The sequence below is a fragment of the Acinetobacter sp. Res13-Abat-PEC15-P4-01 genome, from assembly GCF_015676285.1.
Taxonomy (GTDB): domain Bacteria; phylum Pseudomonadota; class Gammaproteobacteria; order Pseudomonadales; family Moraxellaceae; genus Acinetobacter; species Acinetobacter nematophilus.
Map to the genome: position 1 here is coordinate 85,001 of NZ_JADAIN010000008.1, position 25,543 is coordinate 110,543.

22 protein-coding genes are annotated in these 25,543 nt (G+C 40.6%); 8 read left to right on the forward strand and 14 right to left on the reverse strand.

Annotation, left to right across the window (positions count from 1 at the left end):
- Positions 1–65 precede the first annotated feature (65 nt).
- Positions 66–842: an NAD(P)H-binding protein gene (locus IMO47_RS02450; RefSeq protein ID WP_196074415.1), complete on the reverse strand. Its 777-nt coding sequence runs from the start codon at positions 840–842 to the stop codon at positions 66–68.
- Between the two features lie 46 nt (positions 843–888).
- Between IMO47_RS02450 and recG the strand changes: the two genes are divergently transcribed.
- Positions 889–2,934, forward strand: coding sequence for an ATP-dependent DNA helicase RecG (recG, locus tag IMO47_RS02455; protein WP_196074416.1), 2,046 nt, complete (start codon positions 889–891; stop codon positions 2,932–2,934).
- Positions 2,935–3,109: 175 nt separating this feature from the next.
- Complete coding sequence (locus tag IMO47_RS02460; protein ID WP_196074417.1) at positions 3,110–3,751, forward strand: phosphoribosyltransferase family protein; 642 nt, start codon at positions 3,110–3,112, stop codon at positions 3,749–3,751.
- Between the two features lie 44 nt (positions 3,752–3,795).
- On the opposite strand, the gene IMO47_RS02465 is transcribed toward IMO47_RS02460, so the two are convergent.
- Together IMO47_RS02465 and IMO47_RS02470 are read right to left on the reverse strand one after the other, a co-directional pair.
- Positions 3,796–4,191, reverse strand: a complete 396-nt coding sequence (locus IMO47_RS02465; RefSeq protein WP_196074457.1) for an NUDIX domain-containing protein — start codon at positions 4,189–4,191, stop codon at positions 3,796–3,798.
- A gap of 121 nt (positions 4,192–4,312) precedes the next feature.
- A complete protein-coding gene (locus IMO47_RS02470; RefSeq protein ID WP_196074418.1) occupies positions 4,313–4,909 on the reverse strand; it encodes a TIGR00730 family Rossman fold protein in 597 nt (198 codons plus the stop codon).
- Between the two features lie 158 nt (positions 4,910–5,067).
- On the opposite strand from IMO47_RS02470, the gene IMO47_RS02475 reads away from it, so the two are divergent.
- On the forward strand, positions 5,068–6,081 hold the full coding sequence (locus IMO47_RS02475; RefSeq protein WP_004825220.1) for a magnesium and cobalt transport protein CorA: 1,014 nt from the start codon (positions 5,068–5,070) through the stop codon (positions 6,079–6,081).
- 123 nt (positions 6,082–6,204) lie between these two features.
- Here the strand turns inward: IMO47_RS02475 and IMO47_RS02480 are convergent, their stop codons facing one another.
- The 9 genes from IMO47_RS02480 to dxs all read right to left on the reverse strand — a co-directional run bounded on the left by IMO47_RS02480 (position 6,205) and on the right by dxs (position 15,531).
- A complete protein-coding gene (locus IMO47_RS02480) occupies positions 6,205–6,492 on the reverse strand; it encodes a hypothetical protein (protein WP_004825222.1) in 288 nt (95 codons plus the stop codon).
- A 34-nt stretch (positions 6,493–6,526) separates the two neighbouring features.
- Positions 6,527–7,150 (reverse strand): ABC transporter substrate-binding protein, encoded by a 624-nt coding sequence (locus IMO47_RS02485; protein ID WP_196074419.1) that lies wholly within the window; start codon positions 7,148–7,150, stop codon positions 6,527–6,529.
- Positions 7,151–7,170: 20 nt separating this feature from the next.
- Positions 7,171–7,848, reverse strand: coding sequence for an outer membrane lipid asymmetry maintenance protein MlaD (locus IMO47_RS02490; protein WP_196074420.1), 678 nt, complete (start codon positions 7,846–7,848; stop codon positions 7,171–7,173).
- Positions 7,848–8,627 (reverse strand): lipid asymmetry maintenance ABC transporter permease subunit MlaE, encoded by a 780-nt coding sequence (gene mlaE, locus IMO47_RS02495; RefSeq protein WP_196074421.1) that lies wholly within the window; start codon positions 8,625–8,627, stop codon positions 7,848–7,850. The genes IMO47_RS02490 and mlaE overlap by 1 nt, the downstream gene beginning before the upstream one ends.
- On the reverse strand, positions 8,624–9,442 hold the full coding sequence (locus tag IMO47_RS02500; protein ID WP_004825229.1) for an ABC transporter ATP-binding protein: 819 nt from the start codon (positions 9,440–9,442) through the stop codon (positions 8,624–8,626). Before IMO47_RS02500 ends, mlaE begins: the two co-directional genes overlap by 4 nt.
- Before the next feature lie 434 nt (positions 9,443–9,876).
- Positions 9,877–11,745, reverse strand: a complete 1,869-nt coding sequence (locus IMO47_RS02505; RefSeq protein WP_009586057.1) for a DEAD/DEAH box helicase — start codon at positions 11,743–11,745, stop codon at positions 9,877–9,879.
- Between the two features lie 346 nt (positions 11,746–12,091).
- The gene (locus tag IMO47_RS02510) at positions 12,092–12,415 is read right to left on the reverse strand and encodes a hypothetical protein (protein WP_196074422.1); all 324 of its coding nucleotides are present in this window, start codon (positions 12,413–12,415) and stop codon (positions 12,092–12,094) included.
- A 250-nt stretch (positions 12,416–12,665) separates the two neighbouring features.
- Positions 12,666–13,496 carry an inositol monophosphatase family protein gene (locus tag IMO47_RS02515; protein ID WP_196074423.1) on the reverse strand — a complete coding sequence of 277 codons (831 nt, stop codon included), beginning with the start codon at positions 13,494–13,496 and terminating at the stop codon, positions 12,666–12,668.
- 130 nt (positions 13,497–13,626) lie between these two features.
- Positions 13,627–15,531 (reverse strand): 1-deoxy-D-xylulose-5-phosphate synthase, encoded by a 1,905-nt coding sequence (gene dxs / locus IMO47_RS02520; protein ID WP_196074424.1) that lies wholly within the window; start codon positions 15,529–15,531, stop codon positions 13,627–13,629.
- Between the two features lie 317 nt (positions 15,532–15,848).
- Here dxs and ribA point away from each other — a divergent pair, with 317 nt between their 5' ends.
- On the forward strand, positions 15,849–16,451 hold the full coding sequence (ribA, locus tag IMO47_RS02525) for a GTP cyclohydrolase II (RefSeq protein ID WP_196074425.1): 603 nt from the start codon (positions 15,849–15,851) through the stop codon (positions 16,449–16,451).
- Between the two features lie 176 nt (positions 16,452–16,627).
- On the opposite strand, the gene hemN is transcribed toward ribA, so the two are convergent.
- Positions 16,628–17,992 (reverse strand): oxygen-independent coproporphyrinogen III oxidase, encoded by a 1,365-nt coding sequence (gene hemN, locus IMO47_RS02530; protein ID WP_196074426.1) that lies wholly within the window; start codon positions 17,990–17,992, stop codon positions 16,628–16,630.
- Positions 17,993–18,267: 275 nt separating this feature from the next.
- Here hemN and hemF point away from each other — a divergent pair, with 275 nt between their 5' ends.
- The 3 genes from hemF to aroE all read left to right on the forward strand — a co-directional run bounded on the left by hemF (position 18,268) and on the right by aroE (position 20,610).
- Positions 18,268–19,209 carry an oxygen-dependent coproporphyrinogen oxidase gene (gene hemF, locus IMO47_RS02535; protein ID WP_196074427.1) on the forward strand — a complete coding sequence of 314 codons (942 nt, stop codon included), beginning with the start codon at positions 18,268–18,270 and terminating at the stop codon, positions 19,207–19,209.
- Positions 19,210–19,458: 249 nt separating this feature from the next.
- Positions 19,459–19,665 (forward strand): hypothetical protein, encoded by a 207-nt coding sequence (locus IMO47_RS02540; protein ID WP_004825243.1) that lies wholly within the window; start codon positions 19,459–19,461, stop codon positions 19,663–19,665.
- Positions 19,666–19,821: 156 nt separating this feature from the next.
- Positions 19,822–20,610 (forward strand): shikimate dehydrogenase, encoded by a 789-nt coding sequence (aroE, locus tag IMO47_RS02545; RefSeq protein WP_196074428.1) that lies wholly within the window; start codon positions 19,822–19,824, stop codon positions 20,608–20,610.
- 86 nt (positions 20,611–20,696) lie between these two features.
- On the opposite strand, the gene IMO47_RS02550 is transcribed toward aroE, so the two are convergent.
- Entirely contained in the window at positions 20,697–23,102 is a 2,406-nt protein-coding gene (locus tag IMO47_RS02550) for a hypothetical protein (protein ID WP_196074429.1), read from the reverse strand.
- A gap of 232 nt (positions 23,103–23,334) precedes the next feature.
- On the opposite strand from IMO47_RS02550, the gene IMO47_RS02555 reads away from it, so the two are divergent.
- Positions 23,335–25,158, forward strand: coding sequence for an acyl-CoA dehydrogenase C-terminal domain-containing protein (locus tag IMO47_RS02555; RefSeq protein WP_196074430.1), 1,824 nt, complete (start codon positions 23,335–23,337; stop codon positions 25,156–25,158).
- Positions 25,159–25,543 lie beyond the last annotated feature (385 nt).

A 25,543-nucleotide genomic window follows, 5' to 3' on the forward strand; every position in this document is an offset into this window, starting at 1 on the left:
CGAATATGGCGATCAAAGCATGCCTTTCAGCATGGTCAGATTTTTATTGATTCCCTGTAACAATCCTAGTGTATTAACTTAAATCCCGTTGCAGGCATCCTTTCTGCAAAAATTTTCTTTCCTGTCTCTCTATCACTTTCTAAAACCAACGCAGGTAAATTCAATTCGCGCTGAAGATTTAAAATTTTCTCATGCAGCGGTTGCGGCTTATTATTGGTACAAATATATGATTTTTCAGGATGTTCCACGTGAAGCAAATACGCTAAAAAATTGGCAAGATCATCAATATGAATTCGATTTGACCAATGAAGATTTGGATAATGCCGAGTGGTTTGTGCAAGCTTTACCATTCTCTCTGTAGATGCACCATAAATTCCCGTCGGACGTACAATCACAGTTTCAGCAGGATACGCCTGTTGCCACAACTGCTCCATTTCTACAAGTAAACAGCCTTGCCCGTCACTCGGTTGGACTAGAGAATCATCGGTGATCAGTTCACCTTGATTTTCTCCATACACCCGTGTAGATGACACCACGATAATCCGTTTTACTGGATGATTTCTGAGTGCTTGAACAATAGGCTGCACGGAATCCACATAGGTGTGCTGATACGTTTCTAAAGCATTCAGCGAGGTATTTCGAGGAGGCGCCAGTGCAACATAGACCGCATCCACTGCTTGAATATGTGATAAGTCAAGTTCATGAATGTCCTGCATCAAGTGCTGAGCAAAATCCTCGGCTTTCGGGCTACGGCTAACTGTGGTAATTTGGTGATCTTGCTCAAATATTTGTTTAGCAACACGTTGTGATGTTTTACCATAACCTATAAATAGAATATGCATGACACGACCTATTTTTCAAAATCAATCAAATTTAAGCTGAGGGGACATGGCAGCAGTTCATCAATTACAAGGGGTTGGCAATGCAGCAGCTGCCTTACTTGAAAAACTGAATATTTTCACAACGGATGATCTGTTGTTTCATTTGCCACGGGACTATGAAGATCGTAGCACGATCATTGCCATGAACCAATTACAGGTGGGTCGGAGTTACCTGTTGGAAGGTGTCGTTAAATCTATCGATATGCCACCAGGTAAACGGAAATCCATGGCGATTTTATTACAAGATGACTTTGGCAAAGTCACTTTACGTTTTTATCATGTTTATAAAGCTTTGACAGATCGAGCTAAAGCAGGCAATCGTTTAAGGATATTTGGTGAGGTGCGTGTTGGTGCGCGCGGACTAGAGCTTTATCATCCAGAAATACAACTGATTACAGAACATACCCCTCTTCCTCAAACACAGTTGACTGCAATCTACCCTGCAACAGAAGGATTAACTCAACCCAAATTACGTGACTATGTTAAACAGGCATTAAAGCAACATGCAGATGAGCTACCTGAATTATTGCCTGAAAAGTTCACCAATGGTTTTGCCCTCAAAGAAGCACTTGAATATATCCATCACCCCCCCGTTAATGCCAATATGTTACAGCTTGCGCAAGGCGCTCATCCTGCACAACAACGTTTGATTTTTGAAGAACTCGTGACACACCAAATCAGCTTGCTGACTCGACGGGCATATATTCAACACATCGCGGCACCCTCGTTTTCATCCAGTAAAAAATTTGCAAAAGCTCTACTGGGCAGTCTTCCATTTGAAATGACCAACGCACAAAAACGTGTTTCGAATGAAATTGCCAAAGACCTTAAACAGAGCAAACCGATGCTACGTTTGGTCCAGGGTGATGTTGGAGCAGGTAAAACACTGGTTGCCGGTGTAGCTGCATGTCATGTTCTGGAAGAAGGATGGCAGGTTGCACTGATGGCACCCACTGAAATCCTGGCGGAACAGCATTATTTAAACTTTAAAAAGTGGTTTGAACCCTTAGGCTTAAACGTTTCCTGGCTCTCAGGAAAACAGAAAGGTAAAGCACGTGCAGCAGCTGAGCAGACCATTAAGGATGGAACAGCCAATGTTGTCGTAGGTACCCATGCCTTATTTCAGGATAACGTTGAATTTTCTAAACTTGGTTTAGTGATTATTGATGAACAACATCGTTTTGGTGTTGATCAACGTTTAGCTTTGCGTAATAAGGGAGTGGACAACACCACCCCCCATCAACTGGTTATGACAGCGACCCCCATCCCCCGTACCCTGGCAATGTCTGCCTATGGCGATTTAGATACTTCCGTCATTGATGAACTTCCACCCGGACGTACACCGATCCAGACTGTCACCATTCCACTTGATCGACGGGAAGAAGTATTAACAAGAATTGCCACCAATTGTGCTGAGGGTAAACAAGCCTACTGGGTCTGTACATTGGTTGAACAATCTGAAACCTTGGATGCACAAGCAGCTGAAGCAACTTATCAAGAAATTAAACAGCGCTTCCCAAATCTCAATATCGGTTTAGTACACGGCAAAATGAAAGCTGATGAAAAACAAACCGTGATGCAGCAATTCAAAGACAATCAATTGCAGCTTTTAATTGCCACCACAGTGATTGAAGTGGGTGTCGATGTACCCAATGCCTCTATTATGGTGATTGAAAATGCTGAACGTCTTGGACTTTCACAACTCCATCAATTACGTGGACGTGTAGGACGTGGTGCAACTGCAAGTTTCTGTGCCCTACTTTATAAAAATCCATTGTCTCAAAATGGACAAGAACGCTTAAGAATTATGCGGGAAACCAATGATGGATTTATCATTGCTGAAAAAGATTTAGAGATTCGAGGTCCCGGAGAATTACTGGGAACAAAACAGACTGGAGATATGGGATTTAGAGTTGCCAAACTTGAACGAGATGATCATTTGCTCAATCAAGCACATTATGTGGCGGCCCAAGTGCTTCAAGATTTTCCAGAAAATGCCGAAGCATTACTTAAACGCTGGCTCCCTGAAGCACCGCGATATGCCTACGTTTAACCTAACTATATTAGAATGACTTAAGCTTTACACTACATTAGGTTATATCAATGCATTTTTCACCATCATGATGATTTAATGAAATCCGGCATGTCGCCAAATGAAAAGTTTTTATTCGAAATTACGCGTATGAATGGAGCATCACTCAATCTTGATTAAATAAAGACTAGAAAAAATGCTCCACTTTATCAATCAACTGATCCATAAAGGCGTACAATGTATCTCTCCATGCTTACTTTGCGGCATTGACCGACAGCAGGCACATTCCTTGTGTCAAGACTGTTGGCATCAACTACCATGGTCCAAACAATCTATAGCACGACATGGACAGCAGATACTTTGCGCACATCATTACGACTTTCCCATTGATCGCATCATTCAAACCTATAAATATGAGCAACAATTACAATATCAAAACGTGCTTGCCTACAGTTTATTGAGCCTAAGATTTTCCAAAGTCCAAGCCATTGTCCCCATGCCCATTTCAACCGAGCGTCTTAAAGAACGTGGTTATAACCAAATGTTGATTGTGGCTAAAATTATGGCAAAACAATTAAATATTCCCGTTTGGCAACCCGTGATACGGCAAGCACAGCATTCACAAAAAGGCTTAAGCCGAGTTGAGCGACTGGAAAATATTGAGCATCAATTTCGAATCATTCAATCAGAAAGAGGAAAATTTAAAAAAGTATTGATTGTCGATGATGTGGTCACAACGGGCAGTTCAATTCATGCACTAACCCAAGCTTTACAGAGCTTGGGTTGCCAGCAGATTTCCAGTCTTTGTATTTCGGCAGCACATCCGTCTTTGAAATAATCATTGCAATAATTTAAAGAATTAGCTTGTGAAATTCAGTTAATTTAACTTAAAAGATTTTCCTTACACCATGGAATGACTACTTCTCGGGTTAATGGTGCCAATAACGTGCATTGATCATCTAAATCAATCCACTTCATTTCAGCAATTTCTGCATCAATTCGGGGTGCATCAGTAAAATTGACCTGATAGAGATAACTCACCAACCGGTATCCTGACTCGTTTGCAGCTGACGTTTCAAATCGTCCAATATAGTGTTTAATCTCGGCTTGAACACCTATTTCTTCTGCGATCTCACGTAGCATGGTCTGTTCAGGTACTTCATTCGATTCCAACTTCCCACCCACTTGCATAAAAAACTGTGTATTCTTTTTTCGTACCAGTAATAATTGATTTTGCTTATTTAAAATCACAGCAGCAGCTACAGTAATTACATTCATCATTCTAGGGTATAATAAAAAACACAATATATTGTGACATCAAAAAAATTAAAAACAATATATTGTGTTTTAAAAATTAAACTGAACAGGCTTAATCAAGATGCACAAAGCATTTTAGACCTTAATCCAATTTCACCAATTCTTCACGATCTTTTACCCCCCATTTTGGTTCAGGCGCTTGATAAGCCTTAAACTGAGCCAGAATATCTTCAATAGATGCAGAATGAATCAGCTGATCTGTGAATCTTGCCTTAGAGAACCCTTTATCAGTTGTAAGCTGTATAAATTTCAGCAAGTCATCATAAAAACCTTGAACATTTAAAAATGCACATGGTTTTAAATGAATACCGAGTTGTGCCCAAGTCCATTGCTCAAAAATTTCCTCAATCGTGCCTGCTCCACCCGGTAATGCAATAAAACCATCAGACAATTCAGACATTTTTGTTTTACGTTCATGCATATTTTTCACGATATGAAGTTCGGTCAAACCAGGATGTGCCAACTCACGATCTACAAGACCCTGAGGAATCACACCAATCACCTGACCACCTGCTGCCAATGCACTGTCTGCAACAATACCCATCAAGCCTGAACGACCACCGCCATAAACCAGAGTTTGTCCTTGCTTGGCGATAGTTTCACCAGTCAGTTGTGCAACATCGGCAAAAATCTGATCTGTACCTAAAGATGAACCACAAAAAATAGCAATAGAATTCATAAATTTAACCTAATTTTAATTTAGTCATGCTAAAAATATAGACGAACCATAAAGATTTTTTTTACAAAAGAGCGCTGTAAGCAGTGTTTTTCCTAAAATCCTTGTCTAAAATACACACATCAAATTGACACCACACTGCGCAAGGGAGAAAAGACACAATGCTTGAAGCCTTTTACGCCACTGAGCGCGGTAGCTTAGAAGATGCAACCATTAATGGTGGATTCGACCTACATCCTGAATTGGTTTGGGTTGATCTTATTGCACCTTCACAAGAAGAACAAGAATGGGTTTTAGATGCCTATGAGCAGAACTTACCCACCCTCAAATCTTTAGAAGATATTTCATCTTCTGCACGATTTTACCGTGATGATGATGGTATTCTACACATCAGTACGTATTTTTTAACAAAAAATAAAAATTACCAAGTTGAAGGTGATCCAGAAGATACCTCGAATATGCTGGCAAATGTGCAAACAGTTGCTTTTATCTTACATAAAGAGCGTTTGTTTACTTTACGTGGTGAAAAACTGGTTGCCTTCCGCGCTTTCCGTGCACGTGCGCGACGCAATGATTATGAAATTGACTATAAAGATCCGACATGGATTCTTCTCGGTCTACTTGAAGCAAAACTTGATGAGCTTGCGGATATCTTAGAAGATATCCACAGAGATTTAGAGTTGTACTCTACTGAAGTGCTGAACGTACGCCACCGCGAGATGATTCTTGATCTAGATGACATGATTACACGTCTTGCACAAAAAGAAGATATGCTTGGAAAGGCACAGCTGTGTTTGATTGATTTACGCCGTGTCCTCACCTTCTTATCCCGTCCTCGTGCATTGGGCAGTCATATTTACGATGCGGATATACGAGAGTTAAGCGAAGACGTGCGTTCCCTTGTTGAACATGATGCTTTCCTGTTTCAAAAAGTCCGATTCTTGCTCGACACCACCTCTGGATTCATTAACACCGAACAGAACGATACGATTCGTCGATTCTCAATTTTACCCAGCATGCTCGCACCGCCGATGCTCATCGCCAGTATTTATGGAATGAATACTGAAATTCTTCCTTTTGCTCATGGGCATTGGAGTTTTTACGTTGTTATTTCATTGTTGATCGCATTTTTTGTCGGTCCACTGGCTTACTTTAGATGGAAAAAATGGATCTAAAACGGGTGGAGTACACGGCTTTTTCAGCCTAAGCGATGGATATTTTAATCCGTATTTTAGGACACAAAGTTCAATTCAATAAAAAAGCACCTTATGAACGGTGCTTTTTTATTGAGAAATGATTTAAATCAATTTCAAATCATCTTGCAAATGACAAGCCTGAATGATTTTCATCATTTTTTCCGGCACTGCTTTAAATTGCAAGCCTTGCAAATCAGGCGTCTGACGCAGCCATTGTACAAAGACAGACAGTGCAAGCGTACTACCATGTTCAAGTTGAGACAGATTTACCGTCAATGGAAAGTTTTTCTCACTTTGAATCACTTTCAAGCCATTTAAATAATAACTTTCCGCATTTTCATAAGCAATTTTACCACTCACGTATAGTTCTTGATTCTTGAATTCAATCACTCGCTTACACCTATTTTAGCTCAATAAGATACGCTTATTTTTTTACGGCAGCATCGGCATCTGGTTTAAATGTCGCAATGGCTTTATCAATATTACCGCCATTACGTTGTACATTTGCCGCAAACTGATTACGGAATTGCAGCCCTAAATCAATACCAGACACATTTAGATTACGAACTTTCCATTGGCTACCTGCATCAGATAACTGGAAAGATACTGGAATTTTTTCACCATTGTTATTGAAGTCAATCGTCACAACGGGGAATTTGCTGTTGGTCGCTTTATAAGGGCGCATGGTATAGGTCTGATTTGAATACTTCGCAAAGGCGCTACCATAGTTTTCAATCAGGGTATTACGGAAGTTTTGTTCAAATTGAGCACGTTGAGCAGGCGTACTGCTGTTGGCATATGTTCCCATCACAATACGTGTAAATGCTTGACCATCTACATATGGGTCAAGGTTTTGACGGACAATTGCTTTCACCGCAGCCGGGTTATTTTGCAATTTCCCATGCTCTGCTTTTAATCGTGAAATTAAGCCATCAGCAACGCGTTTAACAAATGCTGGAGGTGCTTCTGCCGGTGCCGCTTGAGCCGCTGTAGCGACCATTGTAGCCAAAACACTTGCAGTCAAAGTTTGTTTGAACAACATATTCATTTCAATAACTCCTCTAATGCTTATTCAACGAATGAAGTCTGAGCATCAGTTGTTTCAGTGGATGCAGATGTGTCTTTAGCATCTGATGCGCCAGTAGATGTTTTTCCAGCACCACCCGTAATAAATTTGGTAATCAAATCTTCTAGATCCATCGTACCCTGTGTATTGGCAATACTTTCACCACGTTTAATATAGTTAATGCCGCCGCCAGGAACGATTTTCAAATATTTTTCGCCTAAAAGACCATTAGTTGCGACCATTATGTAAGCATCTTCATCAATATTTGTGATGGATTTCATGTTACTTAAAAGTTGCGTTTCCATTTCTTTTTGTTTCTCAGGCGTTGCAGCCTGATAATCTGCACTGTAATGCAAATCACCTAAAGCATTTTCTTTGACTTTCTTCAGCTGTTCAGCATTGAAGGTTGTCAATGAACCATCTAAATCAAATTTTACTGTCGCGTGGCGTGTGACCGGATCAAGACTAATTGCTTCAACCTGTCCAATTTTCACCCCGCTCATTGTGACTTTTGCACGTGGTTTTAACCCATTCACATTGTCAAATGTTGCAGTCATTTCATAACTGTCTTTTAAGTTTGTGCCGACCAAGCCACTCACTTTCATTGCTAAAAAGAACAGAGCAATACCAAAGATGATGACAAAAACACCTACGGTCAGCTCACTAGTACGTGATTTCATTAAACACCTCCGAACATGACCGCAGTCAACACGAAATCAAAACCTAAAACACAGAGTGATGAATACACAACAGTACGTGTTGTAGATGTTGCGATTCCCTCAGATGTCGGTTCACAGGCGTAGCCCTGATACACCGCAATCCAAGTACAAATTAAAGCAAAGACTAAACTTTTGATGATGGTACCGTTAAAGACATCTTTCATAAACTGAGTGCTACTTAAAATACCACTCCAATATGAACCTTCGTCCGCACCTAGAAAATCTACCCCGACCATTTTCCCGCCCATGATACCGATTGCGGCGAAAATGACAGAAAGCATTGGCAAGCTCACAATGCCTGCCCATAAACGTGGGGAAATCACACGTTTCAAAGGATCAACACCGATCATTTCCATACTGGATAATTGTTCTGTAGCTTTCATTAGACCAATTTCAGCAGTCAAAGCAGAACCTGCACGACCTGCAAAAAGTAATGCAGCAACTACGGGTGCAAGCTCACGCAACAAGGTTAATGCTACAGCAGCTCCTAGCATTGCCTCGCTGCCAAAAGTCACCAAAATGTTATACATCTGTAGACCCAGAACTGCACCAATAAACAGACCAGATACAGCAATGATCAAGAAAGACAGCACGCCCACACGGTACATTTGATAAATGAACAGTTTTACGCCCAGTATTGTGGGAAGCGAAAATAAGATCCGCAACAACATCAGCATTGCCACACCAATGCCTTGAACACGTTCTAGAACGCGTCTACCTAATAAGGCAATAGCATTCATGAACTCACCTCATTGCTTAAATAAGCTTGATGGCTAAATTGATAATCCACAGGTCCTTCAACCGATCCTGTTAAAAATTGCTGCACAAATGGAGAAGCATGCTGTTTTAACTGCTCAGGCGTGCCTTCACCCTGTACCTTGCCTTCTGCCACCACATAAATATAGTCAGCAATAGACAATGTTTCATCCACGTCATGTGAGACAATAATCGTGGTCAGATCTAGTGCTTCTCGTAATGATCGAATCAAACGTGTTAAAACGCCCATTACGATCGGGTCTTGCCCTGCAAAAGGTTCATCATACATGATCAAATCTGGATCAAGCGCAATAGCGCGTGCCAGTGCAACACGTCGATTCATCCCACCAGAAAGCTCCGCAGGCATCAGTTTTTCAGCACCACGCAAACCAACTGACTCTAGTTTAAGTGCCACTAATTCTGCAATTAAATTTTCAGGTAAATGTGTATGTGCGCGAATTGGAAATGCGACATTTTCATAGACCGTCATGTCTGTAAATAAGGCACCACTTTGAAAAAGCATCCCCATCCGTGCACGAGCCGAAAAAAGCTCACTACGTGACATAGATGCAATGTTTTTTCCATCAAGTAGTACCTGCCCCTCATCAGGGCTTAGCTGACCACCAATCAAACGCAGCAAGGTGGTCTTACCCGTTCCTGATGGACCCATGATTGCAGTAATTTGCCCACGACGAATTTTTAAATCCACATTGTCGTAAATTACACGCTCACCACGGTTAAAACTTAAATTTTTGACTTCAATTAAAGCTTCAGCTTCGGAATGGCTTTGCTTATTCATAGCTGAACATTTTCCTGCATTTACCAGCTCACATACTATACTCTGAAATATCTGTATTTTTTGTAATTTAAAGATAAAACTATGGTTTTAAACTCATATATATTGTTTAAATAATATCATTTAAATATAAATAAAATGCATTGTTTTTTTACTTTAAAATTGCAGTGTTATAATTATATAGCGCCAGCTTATTTGAAAATGAAGCTATAAAAGAAATAGCCCACATTAGAAATCAATAAAGCTGAAAACATGTATAACATAATTGCCTCAAAAAAAATCATCGCCTTCATTTCAGAATCAATACCCAACAGAATAGAACGACCTAACTGTTTTACAAAATAAATTGAACTGCATCACACTTTATTTTACCAAATACTTTTCAACTTGCAATAAAAAACCAGCCATTCGGCTGGTTTTTTATTGCAAAAACTTAATTAGTCATTGAATTTACGACGTGGACGGTCTGAATTAAATTCACGCTTTGGACGATCTTCACCGCCAAAAGAACGTTTAGGACGGTCTGAGTTAAACTCACGTTTTGGACGATCTTCACCGCCAAAAGAACGTTTAGGACGGTCTTCAAAACCACCTTCACGGCGTGGACGGTCTGAATTGAATTCACGACGTGGACGATCTTCACCAAAAGAACGTTTAGGACGGTCACCAAAGCTACCTTCACGACGTGGTTTATAATCTACACTGTTGCCACGGTTGTCATCATTGAAACGAGGTTTATCATTAAACCCGCCTTCACGACGCGGACGATCTCCAAAACCACCTTCACGGCGTGGACGATCTGAATTAAATTCGCGACGTGGACGGTCTTCACCGCCAAAAGAACGTTTAGGACGATCTTCAAAACCACCTTCACGACGTGGACGATCCGAATTAAATTCGCGACGTGGACGGTCTTCACCACCAAAAGAACGCTTAGGACGATCTTCGCCATAAGATGGACGATCACCGCGAGGTTTGTCATCGAAGCTACGACGTGGACGATCATCACCGCCTTCACGACGTTTGAAGTTCGATTCACCTTCAAAACGACGACCGCCACCGAAACCACCACGACCGCCATCACGACGACCACCGCCGTTACGACCACGACCGCCATCACGACCACCGCGTGCAGGAGGTGGAGATGGCTCCAAACCTTCGATTTCAGAAACACTTAAACGCGCTTCTAAGTAATCTTCTAAAGCACGGATTTTACCGCGTTCACGATATGTTGCTAAAGTGATTGCCTTACCCGTACGACCTGCACGACCTGTACGACCAATACGGTGTACATAATCCTCGTTCTTCATTGGAAGACCAAAGTTAATCACGTGTGAGATTGTTGGTACGTCAAGACCACGTGCTGCTACATCTGTAGCAACAAGGATTTTTGCGCGACCTTCACGGATACTGCGTAAACGACGGTTACGTACGGTTTGTGGCATAGCACCATGAAGTGCAACAACAGAAAGACCCGCTTCTGCAAGCTCTTCAGCCAACATATCTGTATCTTCTTGAGTTGATGCAAACACAACTGCTTGATCGACATCTTCTTCATTTAACCAATGTGTAAGCAATTTTTTCTTATGCTCAAAACCATCAGTCCAATGGAGGGTCTGGGTAATGTCGGTATTGGTAGAATGACCTGTTTCAATTGCAATACGTTCTGGATCATTCATCATGCGTTCAGCAAGGTTAATGATACGTGGTGCAAATGTTGCAGAGAACATTAATGTTTGTTTACGGTTTAAAGCCAAATCGCTAATCGCTTCCAGGTCTTCAGAGAAACCTAAGTCAAGCATACGGTCAGCTTCATCAACAATCAAAGCATCAACTGAATCAAGTTTGATTTGACGGCGGTTCACAAGGTCAAGTAAACGACCTGGAGTTGCAACAACAACTTGTGCACCTTTTAATTGTTGGATTTGCTTACCAAAAGGCATCCCCCCCATAATCGCAGCAACACGTACACCTTTCATGTGACGTACAAATGCAATCGCATCTTGACATACTTGCTGTGCAAGCTCACGAGTAGGCGAAATCACCAAAATATTGGGTTGAGTGACTGCTTTCATACGTTCTTTAAATGGTACAAATGTATCTTGACCAGCTAAAGCATTTAACGTTGGGAGTAAGAATGCAGCAGTTTTACCAGAACCAGTTTGACTTGATACTAAAAGGTCTTTGCCTTCTAAAGCCGCTGGGATAGATAATTCTTGAACAGGAGTCGGTGTAGTAAAACCAAGACTCTCGAGTGCTTTCTGTAGCGACTCGTCTAATGAAAATTCAGCAAAAGTTTTGCTCATAGAGATATTCACCCTAATGTGGGTGCTCCATTAATATATGGTCTGATGGACATCGGCAAAAAGCGGCACAGCAATAATCGCTGAAAATATAGAATCAGCGGCGATCCGAGAACGACGATGCGTATAACGCACATTTGATAACAGCCGCAACCTGAAGGAATCGCTTAAGCGATTGGGTGGGGCGCGAAATATTGTCCTCTCTTTGGACCGGACGCGCATACACAATATAGAAGAGAATGTTCAGGTAATGAACGAAATTTAGTGCGTGCGCGGAGTATAGCAGAATTTATAATAATGTCACGAAGTTTTATTGTTTTTTCCTGTATCATTCACTTATTGCTGCTGTTTATATAATTAAATAAAAAATATCACTTAAATTGTCGCGACTATCCTCAATCAGACTTTTAACACTAGCAACCAAACTATCAACAGTGAATTGATAAATAATAATTGTATTTGTTTGCCAATAAAATGCACCAGAAGCATTCTCACCTGTTTGACTATATCTTTGCATTAAATATTGGATATTTGCAATCGTTGCTGCACTCCCCCAATAACTTTTAGCTTCTGTTTTAATCCAAAAATCCATGTTTTGCTGAGTTATATCATTGTTGGGAATTTGATGATGTGTTTCTATACTGAATTTTTCATTTTGATAAATTGTTTTCATACGGTTTAGATTGTCTCAACACCTGTTAGGAGTAATATATTTTTCTTTGTTCTCTCAATAAAAGCTGTAAACCCAATATTTCTTCTTCAATTACAACATATCATAACCCTATCAATACCTATGCAGAACTAAATAAAAAAGGAAAAGCAGTCCTTTTTTTGACTTTAACTTGAGTTAAAAAAAATAACATAAAAAAGCCTTCATTCACATGAAGGCTTTTTAAAACTCAATCTACACCAATAATTAAAAATTATTTCGCAGCTTCACCCCATGCTGGAACAACTTGTTGCATCAATGGCTTTAACATTTTCATAGAACAAGCAATCACTTGACCATTTTCCATTGAGTCTGAACCACCGCGAGCATCAACAACTGTACCGCCCGCTTCTTTCACAATCAATTCACCTGCCGCAATATCCCAAGGCTTTAAACCAAGTTCAAAATAAGCATCTAAACGGCCAGCAGCAACATAAGCCAAATCGAGTGCAGCAGAACCTGCACGACGATATTGTGCGCCAGCATTTGTCACATTTAACAAAGATTCAAAATGGTTTTTTGCATAAGAAACAATTTCACCGTTACGTTTTGCACGATAAGCATGTCCTACGCCAACAAAAGTATTTTCAAGGCTGTCTTTCACATTGACGCGAATACGGCGTTGGTTCAACATGGCACCGCGACCACGGCTTGCTGAGAATAACTCATCTTTCACAGGGTCATAAATCACCCCGTGTTGAGTCACACCTTTATGTTGAACTGCAATAGATACACAGAAATGTGGAAAACCGTTGATAAAGTTTAAAGTGCCATCAAGTGGATCAATCACCCAACACCAATCGGCATCGTGACCTTTACCTTCTTGCAGACCAAACTCTTCACCAAGGAAGCTGTGATTTTTATAACTTTTACGAAGTGTATCAATGGTAAGTTGCTCAATGTAACGGTCTACACGAGTCACTGGCCCATCAATCCCTTTTTCTTCGACTTGTAGATCGAGTTTATGACGATTTTGATGCGCTTTTAAAAGCTCTTGACCAACTAATTGAGCCGCACGCGCAGCCATCACCACCATAGGTTCCATTGAACACCCACTACAAATTTGAAGATACTGATAAAGAATAATGCATAAAAGCGCAGGCATTTTAACAAATATCTGCGCTTTTTGGGAAATTTTGTTTCTAAAATTTTACATGTTGAGTTTTTACAGCAGTTTAGACATGCTGAACAAGTTTCAACCAAGCCTGCTGGATTGAGTTTTGAATACCATTGGTATCCAGCCCACAGTCTTGAAGCATTTCAGTATGAGTTGCTTGAGCCAGAAACTCATCAGGTAAACCCAGGTTTAAAATCGGTTTAATGATTTGAGCCTGCGCTAGGAATTCGTTTACAGCACTACCTGCACCCGCCATAACGGCATGTTCTTCCACGGTAACAAACAAACTGGTTTTGTCTGCCAAGTCGCGGATAATCTGCTCATCCAATGGCTTCACAAAGCGCATGTTCACAACACGAATTGCAATATCCAATTGCTGTGCCAGTTGTTTTGCTGCCTCTAACGCAGGTCGAACACGGCTACCAAATGCCAGGATACTGATACATTCCTCATGTTCAGCATTGAGTTCTAACAATAATTCGGCTTTACCAATCTCAAGTTCAGTCAATTGCTGCTGAATCTCAACCCCTAAGCCATTTCCACGTGGATAGCGGACAGCCGTTGGACCTGGATATAAATAGGCGGTATGCAACATCTGACGGCATTCATTTTCGTCTTTTGGTGCCATGATCACCATATTCGGTACTGTACGCATATAAGCATAATCATAAGCGCCAGCATGCGTAGGTCCATCTTCTCCAACCAATCCAGCACGATCGATACCGAAGGTTACATCCAGATTTTGTAAAGCAACATCATGAATCAATTGGTCATAACCACGTTGCAAAAAGGTCGAATAAATTGCAACCACAGGTTTTAAGCCTTCACAAGCCATACCTGCGGCTAAAGTGACTGCATGTTGCTCTGCAATCGCGACATCAAAGTAACGTTCAGGAAATTGTTTGGCAAACTGTACCATCCCCGAACCTTCACACATCGCAGGTGTAATGGCCAATAATCGTTGATCTTGCAGGGCTTCATCACATAACCACTGCCCAAATACATCTGAATATTTCGGTGCTGAGCTTTTAGCGGGTAAAGCGTGAATTTTACCGATGGCATGATATTTGATTTGATCAGCTTCGGCAGGCGCAAACCCTTTACCTTTTACCGTATATACATGGATCAAACGTGGACCTTTACGCTTTTTCAATGCATTGAATACTTGTACCAGCTGCTCAACATCGTGACCATCAAATGGACCAAAATAATCAAAGCCAATCGCTTTAAACAAATTATCAGCTGCATCTGTTGCTGACTGGTGTAAACGAGAATTGTAGTCCCACGCTGGACAGTCTTGGACAAAAGCTTGTCCCTCTTCATCAATATTGATGAATTGCCCTTGTTCCCAAATTGCAGCTAAATGCTTTGCAAAACCGCCTGTGCTACACGAAATGGACATATCATTGTCATTCAGCACCACAATCAAATCAGCATTATGCGCAACAGCATCGTTCATGGCTTCAAAAGCCATACCAGCCGTCATCGCACCATCACCCACAATAGCCACAACCTCACAAGGGTCTTTTTGGTAACGACGTGCTAACGCCATTCCCAAACCTGCTGAAATTGCTGTTGAAGAATGACCAACACCAAAGGTATCAAATTCGGATTCTTCTCGTGCAGGAAAAGCCGCCAAACCATTTTTGGAACGGATCGTGGTTAACTGTTCACGACGACCTGTCAGTGCTTTGTGTGGATATGCTTGATGCCCCACATCCCACACCAAACGATCTCTGGGTGTCTCAAAGCAATAATGTAAAGCGACAGTCAGTTCAATAACGCCAAGGTTTGCCCCAAAATGCCCGCCACTTTGTCCAGCAGCATACAAAATGAATTGACGCAATTCGTCCGCGACCTGCACCAATTGGCTTTGCTCAAGCTGACGTAATTGTTGAGGATGGTCTACTTCATCCAACAATGGCGTAACAGGACGTTGATTAGGTATTTCGGTATACAACATATGTGGCAAAGCCTTCTAAAGCCTGGCAAATCTAAGCTAGGTACACGGGTTAGCATGATTGTGAAAACAAATCATATCACATTCGATCAGCCACATTTATAATGATGCGTCATTGGAAACTTCCAAGTCAGCAAGTGTGCTCTTGGTGTCAATTATCATGAATAATCTATCTATATATCAACTATTATCGTGTGCTTTATACAAAAAAGAATTTTTTATCGCAAAGTTATCTATAAAAACATGCTTTTCAATTCTACCAATGTCCAAGCATTACGCTATACTTTAGCTAATTTCTAAACAAATAGATGGAAGATTCTGTGTCAATAGAGTTTGTTGCCACTTCAAAATTACCCACCGCATATGGTGATTTTAAAATTTCTGTATTTCAAGATCCGCTGACAGGTGAAGAGCATGTTGCTCTTTCTAAGGGTTTAGAAATCGCTCCCACAAATCCTGTTTTAGTTCGCATTCACTCAGAATGTTTAACTGGCGATGCCTTTGGCTCATTGAAATGCGACTGCGGTCCACAGTTACACAACACCATGAAAATGATGAATGAAGCAGGTCAAGGTGTAATTTTATATCTACGCCAAGAAGGTCGCGGGATTGGTTTAACCAATAAAATTCGAGCATATGCTTTACAGGACCAAGGTCATGATACTGTAGACGCCAATTTATTGTTGAACCTCCCTGCTGATGCGCGTCAATATGACATGTGCAGCATCATGCTGGATCATCTGCAGGTTAAACAAGTCAAGTTAATCACCAATAATCCGTTAAAATTAAAAGCCCTAACGGATTTGGGCATAGATGTTGTCGACCGTGTTCCTTTAACCGTGGGTTTAAATAAATTCAATGAAGATTATTTAAAAACCAAACATGATCGTATGTCTCATATGTATGAGAAAGATGACTTTTAATCACTGATTCTTTTCAAGTATGTTTTGGCTGATTTCTCAATGCAGTGTTAAAAAATACTTTTTTTATTGGTCGGAGGTATGTGCTGTACCTCTTCCAATATCAACACACCATCTCAGCTCCAGATAGCGCTCATACAAATGATTTGGCATGATTAAAAAACACTATTCAGCTTCTATCAAATCGTCATCGAGAAAATCTGTGTTTCAGGTTTTCTTCGTTTTAAATGCAAATCAAAAGCCATACAAATATTACGAACAAAGGGCTTGCCTGATTCAGTAATTACAATCCGATCTGTTTCGATCGCCAACAAACCGTCCTGTTGCATTTCGATAAGCTGCTCAACAACCTGGGTGCGTTCTGCAAAATCCATAAACGGCTCAGCCCATGAAGTCTGAAAAGTACACATTAAATTTAAAATATGCCGACGGATCTTCAAATCTTCAGCACTCAGTACATGACCTTTCACGACAGGAATTTCATCACGCTCTAAACATGCATAATATGCCGCTATATCTTTTTCATTTTGTGCAAAGCTATACCAACTGTCGCTGATCGAAGAGACTCCAAGACCGATCATGACCTTCGTTTTTGAGGAAGTATAGCCCATAAAGTTACGATGCAGTGTTCCGGCCTGAAAAGATTGATACATCCCATCTTTCGCTAATGCGAAGTGATCCATGCCAATTTCATGATAACCATGCGCCAAAAGTTGCTTTTTCCCCACTTCATACAACGTTCGCTTCACCTCATCTTTCGGTACATTATGGTCTTTGAAACCACGTTGTCCATTGCCCTTGATCCAAGGAACATGTGCATAACTATAAAAAGCCAAACGGTCTGGCATGAGACTGTTGGTTAAATCAATGGTTTTCAACACATCTGTTAGATTTTGAAAAGGCAAACCAAAAACCAGATCATGTGAAATTGAACTATAGCCAATCTCACGTGCCCATTTCGTGACATTGGCAACATGTTCAAAAGGTTGAATACGATGAATGGCTTTTTGAACAGTATCATTATAATCCTGCACACCATAACTCACTCGACGGAATCCGAGATCATACAATGCTTGCAAATGCGCACGGGTCGTATTATTGGGATGTCCCTCAAAGCTAAACTCATGCCCTTCGGCAATATCTGCTTTGACTAGGATGCCTTGAATAAGTTGTTGTAAGTGCTCAACTGAAAAAAACGTCGGTGTACCGCCCCCCAAGTGAATTTCTTTAATCTTGGGTCTGTCTTGTAGTAATTGACAATACACGTCCCATTCTTTTAAAACCGCTTGGATATAGGGTTGTTCCACTTCATGCCGCTTGGTCACTTTCTTATGACATCCACAGAACGTACATAGACTTTCACAGAAAGGTAAATGGATGTATAAACTGATGCCCTCACTTTGATTAGACTCATCAAAGGAGCGTTTTAACGTTTGCTTCCATTGCTGCATCGAAAAAGAGCTTTCATCCCAATACGGAACTGTTGGATAACTGGTATAACGTGGACCTGCCACATTGTATTTCTGAATTAAAGAACAACTCATATTCACTGCTCAGTACCGGATTAAGATTCACAAACCAATAAATGCACACCCATGCCTTTATCTTCAATCCATTGTGCTGAGCTTAAACATGGATTTCAACCTAGCGAATTGCTCGGGATTTTTTGTAAAAGACTTTAAATCGCCACGAACACGCTTATGTGCTGAATCCGTAGCAAAAGTATTCAAAAAAACACCTTCATTTTCCAATGGTTTTCTTTTTTAATGGTTTTATGCTTTGATGTATAAAATCTTTTTGTGCGCATTTGAGGATCGTCATGCAAAACCCAACCTCTGCTGATATTCAACGTGTTCGTACGTTTCTTGTCGATTTACAAGCGCGAATTTGTTCAGCTTTAGAACAACAAGAACAATTAGGTCAAGGGACTGCAAAGTTTGAAGTGGATGACTGGCAACGACCTGAGGGAGGCGGTGGACGTTCCCGCGTTTTACAAAACGGGACAGTGATTGAAAAAGGGGGTGTGATGTTCTCACATATCAATATTTCAAAACTTCCCGCTTCTGCAACTGAGCGCCATCCCGCTATTGCAGGTGCTAAAGCTCAGGCTTTAGGGGTGTCGCTGGTCATTCATCCGAAAAATCCAAATGTTCCGACCTCTCATGCCAATGTTCGCTTATTTGTTGCTGAACCCGAAGGTCAAGAGCCAATTTGGTGGTTTGGGGGCGGTTTCGATCTTACCCCGTTCTATCCCAATCAAGAAGACGTGTTCAGTTGGCATCAAACCGCTTTTGATTTATGCAAACCCTTTGGAGAAGAGGTCTATGCAGAGCATAAAAAATGGTGTGATGATTATTTCTATTTAAAACATCGAGATGAACAGCGTGGTATTGGTGGTCTGTTTTTTGATGATTTGAATCAATGGGATTTTGAAAAATGCTTTGAATATATGCAAGCCGTGGGTAACGGTTATTTAAATGCCATCTTACCTATTTTCCAACGCAATCAGAATAAACCCTACACTGAAGCCCAACGGGATTTCCAATTGTATCGTCGTGGTCGTTATGTGGAGTACAACCTCGTCTATGACCGAGGTACACTATTTGGTTTACAAACGGGCGGACGGATTGAATCTATTTTGGTCAGTATGCCACCGCTTGCAGCATGGTCGTACCGCCCTGAATGGGATGAACAGAGCCCAGAAAAACAATTAACCGATTATTATCTAAAACCTCATGATTGGTTATCTGTACTCAAATGATCTAAAACAATCAAAAATCATTTTAAAAAGCTACCCTGTGACATGAGGTAGCTTTTTTTATATTGCCCCAAAACAAGCGCTGAAAGATTTACTCACAATTGAGATGAGAATTATTCACAATAACGCAACTTTTTTAATTTAAATTAACCTTAAACTCGGCTACTATAGCAGACTTAAAATTTCCTTAATTTTTCCGATAAATTTATATTGAATATCAGAAGATTATAGCAGTTAACGCGAGAGGTTGATATGAGGAATTTATTAGAAAATCATAAACTTACACTTTCAGTAGGCATTCTGTTTTTACTGGTGTGCTCAGTTTCAACCACCATCATCTCTACCAATGATTTATCAGATAGCATTTCAATTACCTCCAGTGTTGTTTTATCGATTGGTTTCGTTGTGGTTTTTGCAATGATTTTCCTCGATTTTTTAGAATCAGTATGTAACCCATAATTCAAAAAATAATTTCTTTTTTCTTAAACATCAAAAATCAGAAGATAAATATTTAATCCAAAAGTACACCAAGATACTTTTTGTTGTCTTCAACATTTTCCCGTATATTGTTGCCACGCCTTAAAAATCAATATTCTCAATACTTGGACATTGGACATGAGCAAACAATTCGCAGTCATTGGAAATCCGATTGAACATTCTCGTTCTCCTGAATTACATCATGCTTTTGCAAAGCAAACAGGTATTGATCTGAATTACAGCAAACGTCTTGCTCCACTGGATGGTTTTGAGAACAGTGTGCATGAGTTCTTTTCCCAAAATGGTGTAGGAATGAATGTGACCGTTCCTTTTAAAGAACAGGCCTTCGCCTTGTGCACGCAGCTCACTGAGCGCGCCAAAATCGCCAAAGCTGTAAATACTTTATGGATGGAAAATGGCGAGTTACATGGAGACAATACCGATGGTCAAGGTCTGGTTGACGCCATTAAAGCTTTGGATTGGAAATTAACAGACACAGATTTACTGATTATTGGTGCGGGTGGTGCAACTCGAGGTGTCATCTATCCCTTGGTGAAAGCAGGGGTAAAAAAAATCGTGATCGCCAACCGTACACTTGCTCGTGCCGAGCAATTGGTTGCCGACTTGGCAGACAGCGTGCCTGAAGCACAGCTGATGGCCTGTAACCTAACAGCATTACAGGGGAAGTTTGATATTGTCATCAATGCTACCTCAGCAAGTCTAAGTGGTGATCCCCTTATACTCCCTGCAACATTAACATTTGACCATGCATATGAAATGGCATATGGCAAAGCATCCAGCTTTATAGAACAAGCCAAAGCACGTCAAGTTCCAACCTCAGAGGGTTTCGGCATGCTGGTTGGACAAGCTATAGAAGCATTTTATATCTGGAATGGCGTTCGCCCCAATCTAAAAGATTTTCTCTAGATGGCGACAGATGTGCAGAATATTTATCTGGTCGTCAAAAAAAGAACCTCTATTGAGGTTCTTTTTTAGCATCATACAACGGGCAATTACTTTAACTTAGCATCACTCAATGCCTGATAAGCTTGCTTGAATAAGTCATAATCAATAAATTCTGTAGAATCAGCATTCAATGTTGATACGACTTGATCACTAAACTTATTATTTTTAAATGCAACATACGACTTTGCTAAAACTTTTGCTGTTTTTACAAATTCTCCACGCTGAGACTTTTCAATCTCATTTTCGGCTTCAAACTTCTGCATGTAATATTGCGCAAACACAGCTTCAGTCGTTTTATATTTTTTAACTAAGCCCTGCACCTCTAAAGTACTCTGTTTGGCTTTCCAGATCTTAGCAACAATCTCATCGACATCATTTCCAAGTTCATCATCGTACTGATGATCGTCTTCTAAGTGATGCTTTTTCTGTAGGGCTTGAATGTGTTTTAAAGCCTGACCTTTCGGATTGTAGATTTCTTCATCTGAATAAGCATATGCATAAATCGCAGCAATCTCTTGTAAGTCTTGGGCAGAATACTGTTTGATCAATTCAGGTTTTTGCGCAGTCAATTTTGCAATAAATACTGCTTTATAGGTTTTTTCATAAGATCCCGTTTGCGCAAATACTTGTTCAGCCAACAGCGCTAAACGCTCATCTAAACTTAGATATTTTTGCTCATCACTGCGCTCTGAACCCGATATGCCACCCACCGCTTGTTCCATGATGCTGCCTTTAAAGATCTCTTTAAAAGGTTTCGCCTGCTTGAGAACACTCTGGTCAATTTTGCTTGCATTGCCATAATTGAGGAATTGCATCGCCATTTTAATGTTTAACTTACGATTTAAGGTGTCTAAATCCAAGCCCATATCATAATCTGCTTTAACTGCTCGTCCTTTATTGTCCAATGACAAATCGACGATCAGTGGATTACGCTTGCTTGGAGCCGGTAAACTGCTTTCAATCTCAGAGAGATGTTGATTCCACAACTGTTTGAATTGCTGTGCATCTACCAACTGATCTTTAGCATAACCATTGAATGTGCTGACCAATGTTGTCTTATTTTTTTCTCTTAACGCACTCTCTGATGAAGATTCTTTCTGTTGCTCGCCTTTCAAGACGTCTATTTCATAATGATATTGACAATATTCCACATCACCAAACCGAGGATTTGCTTTGGCTTTGGTCAAATCTTCACATTGCTGCTCAGTTAAGATTTTTGTTGTATTGCTGTCTGCTGCAGCCTCAACATCGTCATATTCAGAATCACGCTCTTGATCTTGAGCAGCTGTAGCATAATCGTCATTGTCTTCAACAGCCGCACTCGCGGCTTGTTCTGCATCATAGGCTGCTTGTGTTGCATCCCCTTCATCCACCTCTTCCTCCAAGTCTTCATGCGACTTACGATTGACGGCATTGTAAAGTTGATACATTGCACTGGATGCATCACTGGCGCTATCATCACTTGATGTAATTCCAGATGCTGCTTCCTCAGCAGCTTTCATTGCTTCTTGTGCTGCCTGATAAGCCTCATCGCCTGTCTGAACTTCTCGATCAGATCCTAAGATTTTTTCCATATTGGACTGACTCAATCCCAGTACAGAATTCATCAGATATTGGCGGTTCACTGTCGAATACAGTTGTCCTTGTAAAAACATTTCTTCAATGGTCGTATTTAAACGAATTTTTTCAACGATGCCTGCCTGTTTTTCCGCCGAACTCACTGCAAGATTTTCAATTTGACGAGGTGAAGCGATTAAATATGAAGTTGCTCCCGATTGTTTCAACAACTCAACCAACGCCTTGCCATTTACCTTGCGAATATCGTCTTTATATTTTGAAAAATCATAATATGCATATTTATCCTGATCCTGAGAATTGGCCAAATAAGGCATGATCGAAAAAATATGCGTATAGAATTTATAATCATTCATATCCAAAACTGTAGGAATGCGCATTTCCACAGATAAGTTTGGCTTTTTGTATCGGGTTTCTAAATTGAACGATGCCATTTTTTGACGATAATTCACGGTTCCGTCATATTGAACTTGCAGATCATTGACAATATTTTGGACAACATCAGCCCCCATGCCGACAAAACGACTGATGTAATTTGAATCCTGTTTCGCAATCGCTTGATAAAGTTCTTTTTTCTGTGTATCCGTCAGTTTGATCTTTTGATCTTTTAAATACTGATTGACCTTTTTTTCAATTGCAGGATCTAGTTGTTTGGAATCCGTATTCTTTGTATTTTGATCTTTCTGTGAACGATCTAAATGAACTTGGAATTGTCCACGATAATCAAAATTAGGATATTCATACAGCGCATTAAATCCTTGAATTGCACGTTGAGGAGTGTCTTGATCTGCATTTAAAGCATTACTTTTAATCACATGTGTGGAACATGCCGACAAACTCAAACCCAAAAGACACAATGTTAATTTTTTTAAATGCATGAGAGATTTACTCACTTGAATATTATAAAGACACTAAAAATAGCAATGAAACTACAAAAAAAAACTGTTTAATGCTACCAAAAAAGCAACAGATTAGCATGTACTTTTTCTACCAAATTCGCATTTCTGACAATTCTTTTAGGGAGTCTTATCAATGTATTTCTCATATGATTATGAATAATGAAACTATCGATTGAAGATCCAAAACTATTTTTAAATTAGGATTAAATACATGCCAGCATATAAAGCGCCGCTCCGTGATATTCGTTTTTTAATTAACGAAGTTTTTGACTATTCAGCGCACTATAAAACGCTGTCTATTGGCGAAAATGCCGATGCAGACACCATTGATATGATTTTGGAAGGTGCAGCAGATTTTTGTGAAAATGTACTTTCTCCACTGAACCAATCAGGTGATGAAGAAGGCTGTCATTTTAAAGATGGTGAAGTAACAACACCAAAAGGCTTTAAAGAAGCTTATGATCAATTCGTTCAAGGTGGTTGGCAGGGTTTGTCCTATCCAGAAGAATTTGGTGGTCAAGGTCTACCGATGTCTTTAAATCTGATCAAATCAGAAATGATGGGAACTGCAAACTGGTCATTCACCATGTACCCGGGTTTAAGCATGGGCTGTATGAACACCATTATGCAGTTTGGTACAGATGAGCAGAAAGCAACCTACATGCCACATCTTACTGCCGGAACCTGGTCAGGTACAATGTGTTTGACTGAACCTCAATGTGGTACCGACTTAGGACAAGTTAAAACCAAAGCCGAGCCTAAAGAAGATGGTACCTATGCCATCACCGGTACAAAAATTTTCATTTCTGCGGGTGAACATGATTTAACTGAAAATATCATTCATATCGTATTGGCTCGCCTACCGGATGCGCCTGCAGGTACCAAAGGCATTTCATTATTTATCGTCCCTAAATTTATCCCAACTGCTGATGGCGGTGTGGGTGAGCGCAACCCTGTGACATGTGGTTCAATCGAACACAAAATGGGGATTCGTGCTTCAGCAACAGCTGTGTTGAACTTTGATGCAGCAACAGGCTATCTGATTGGTGAAGTCAACAAAGGCTTACATGCCATGTTTACCTTTATGAACACTGCACGTATCGGTACTGCGGTTCAAGGTCTTGCACATGCTGAGTTAGCGTTCCAAGGTGCGCTGCCTTATGCCAAAGATCGTATGTCTATGCGTGCGCTATCAGGTAAAAAAGATCCAGAGAAAGTTGCAGATGCCATTATCCACCATGCGGATGTTCGTCGTATGCTGTTGACCCAAAAGGCAATTGCTGAGGGTGGTCGTTCAATGATTTATCATGCCGCTCAACTTGCTGATAAAATGACTGATGCTTTGGCTCAAGGCGATCAAGCGAAATTTGATGAATATGACGATAAACTTGGTTTCTATACCCCGATTCTCAAAGGTTTCTTAACAGAAATGGGCTTGGAAGCTGCAAATCACGGGATGCAGGTTTTTGGTGGTCATGGCTATATCAAAGAACATGGCATGGAACAAATTGCACGTGATGCACGCATTTCAACTCTATATGAGGGTACAACTGGCGTACAGGCACTTGATCTGATCGGTCGTAAAGTTCTACTTTCTTCTAAAGGTAAAGTCGTTCGTGAATACACTGCCGAGATCTTAAAATTCTGTGGTCAACATGCACGTAACAAATACATGCGTCGCTTTGCATGGGATTTAACCAAAATCTGTGCGCAGTGGAATGCTTTAACTGTACGCATCATGCTTGCAGCGCGTAAAGACCGTGACATCGTATCTTCTGCTTCTGTAGATTTCTTGATGTTCTCCGGCTATGCAATGATGGCTTATTACTGGGCTCAACAAGCAGCCGTCGCTTCTGAAAAACTGGCGTCAGGAAATGGTGCTGAAGTTCCAGAGTTCTATAAAGCAAAAATCAAAGTTGCTGATTTCTACTTCGAACAATTGTTACCGCGCGCACAAGGTCATGCTGAGTCGATGGTCAATCCATCTAAGACCATGATGTCACTTGAAGCGGAACATTTTAGTTTTGATTACTGAGATGCTGTAACAACCAATCACAGATAGACTGATAAAAAAGAGCGCCCAGGCGCTCTTTTTTATCGCGAATCACGCTCAATGAGCGTTAAAGAATTGATGTGTTGCTTCAACTGCACTCGCAGCACGATTTACCAAATCCTCTAGCATCCATTGACTACCTGCAATAGCCTGCAAAGAATGAGTAAAAAATACTTCTGCTCTTTAAAATGCTTACAAATCCCTGCTGTGCAAGCTCTGAAGCGTATGCAACTGTAGTTTTTTTACAGCACCTCAAGAATGAACAATGACGATTGTTGGATATTGATCGTTTTCATTAACTTTTTCAGGATAATGAATATTTGCAGCAATGATCGCATCCTCAGCATTGTGTTTGATGAAGCTGACT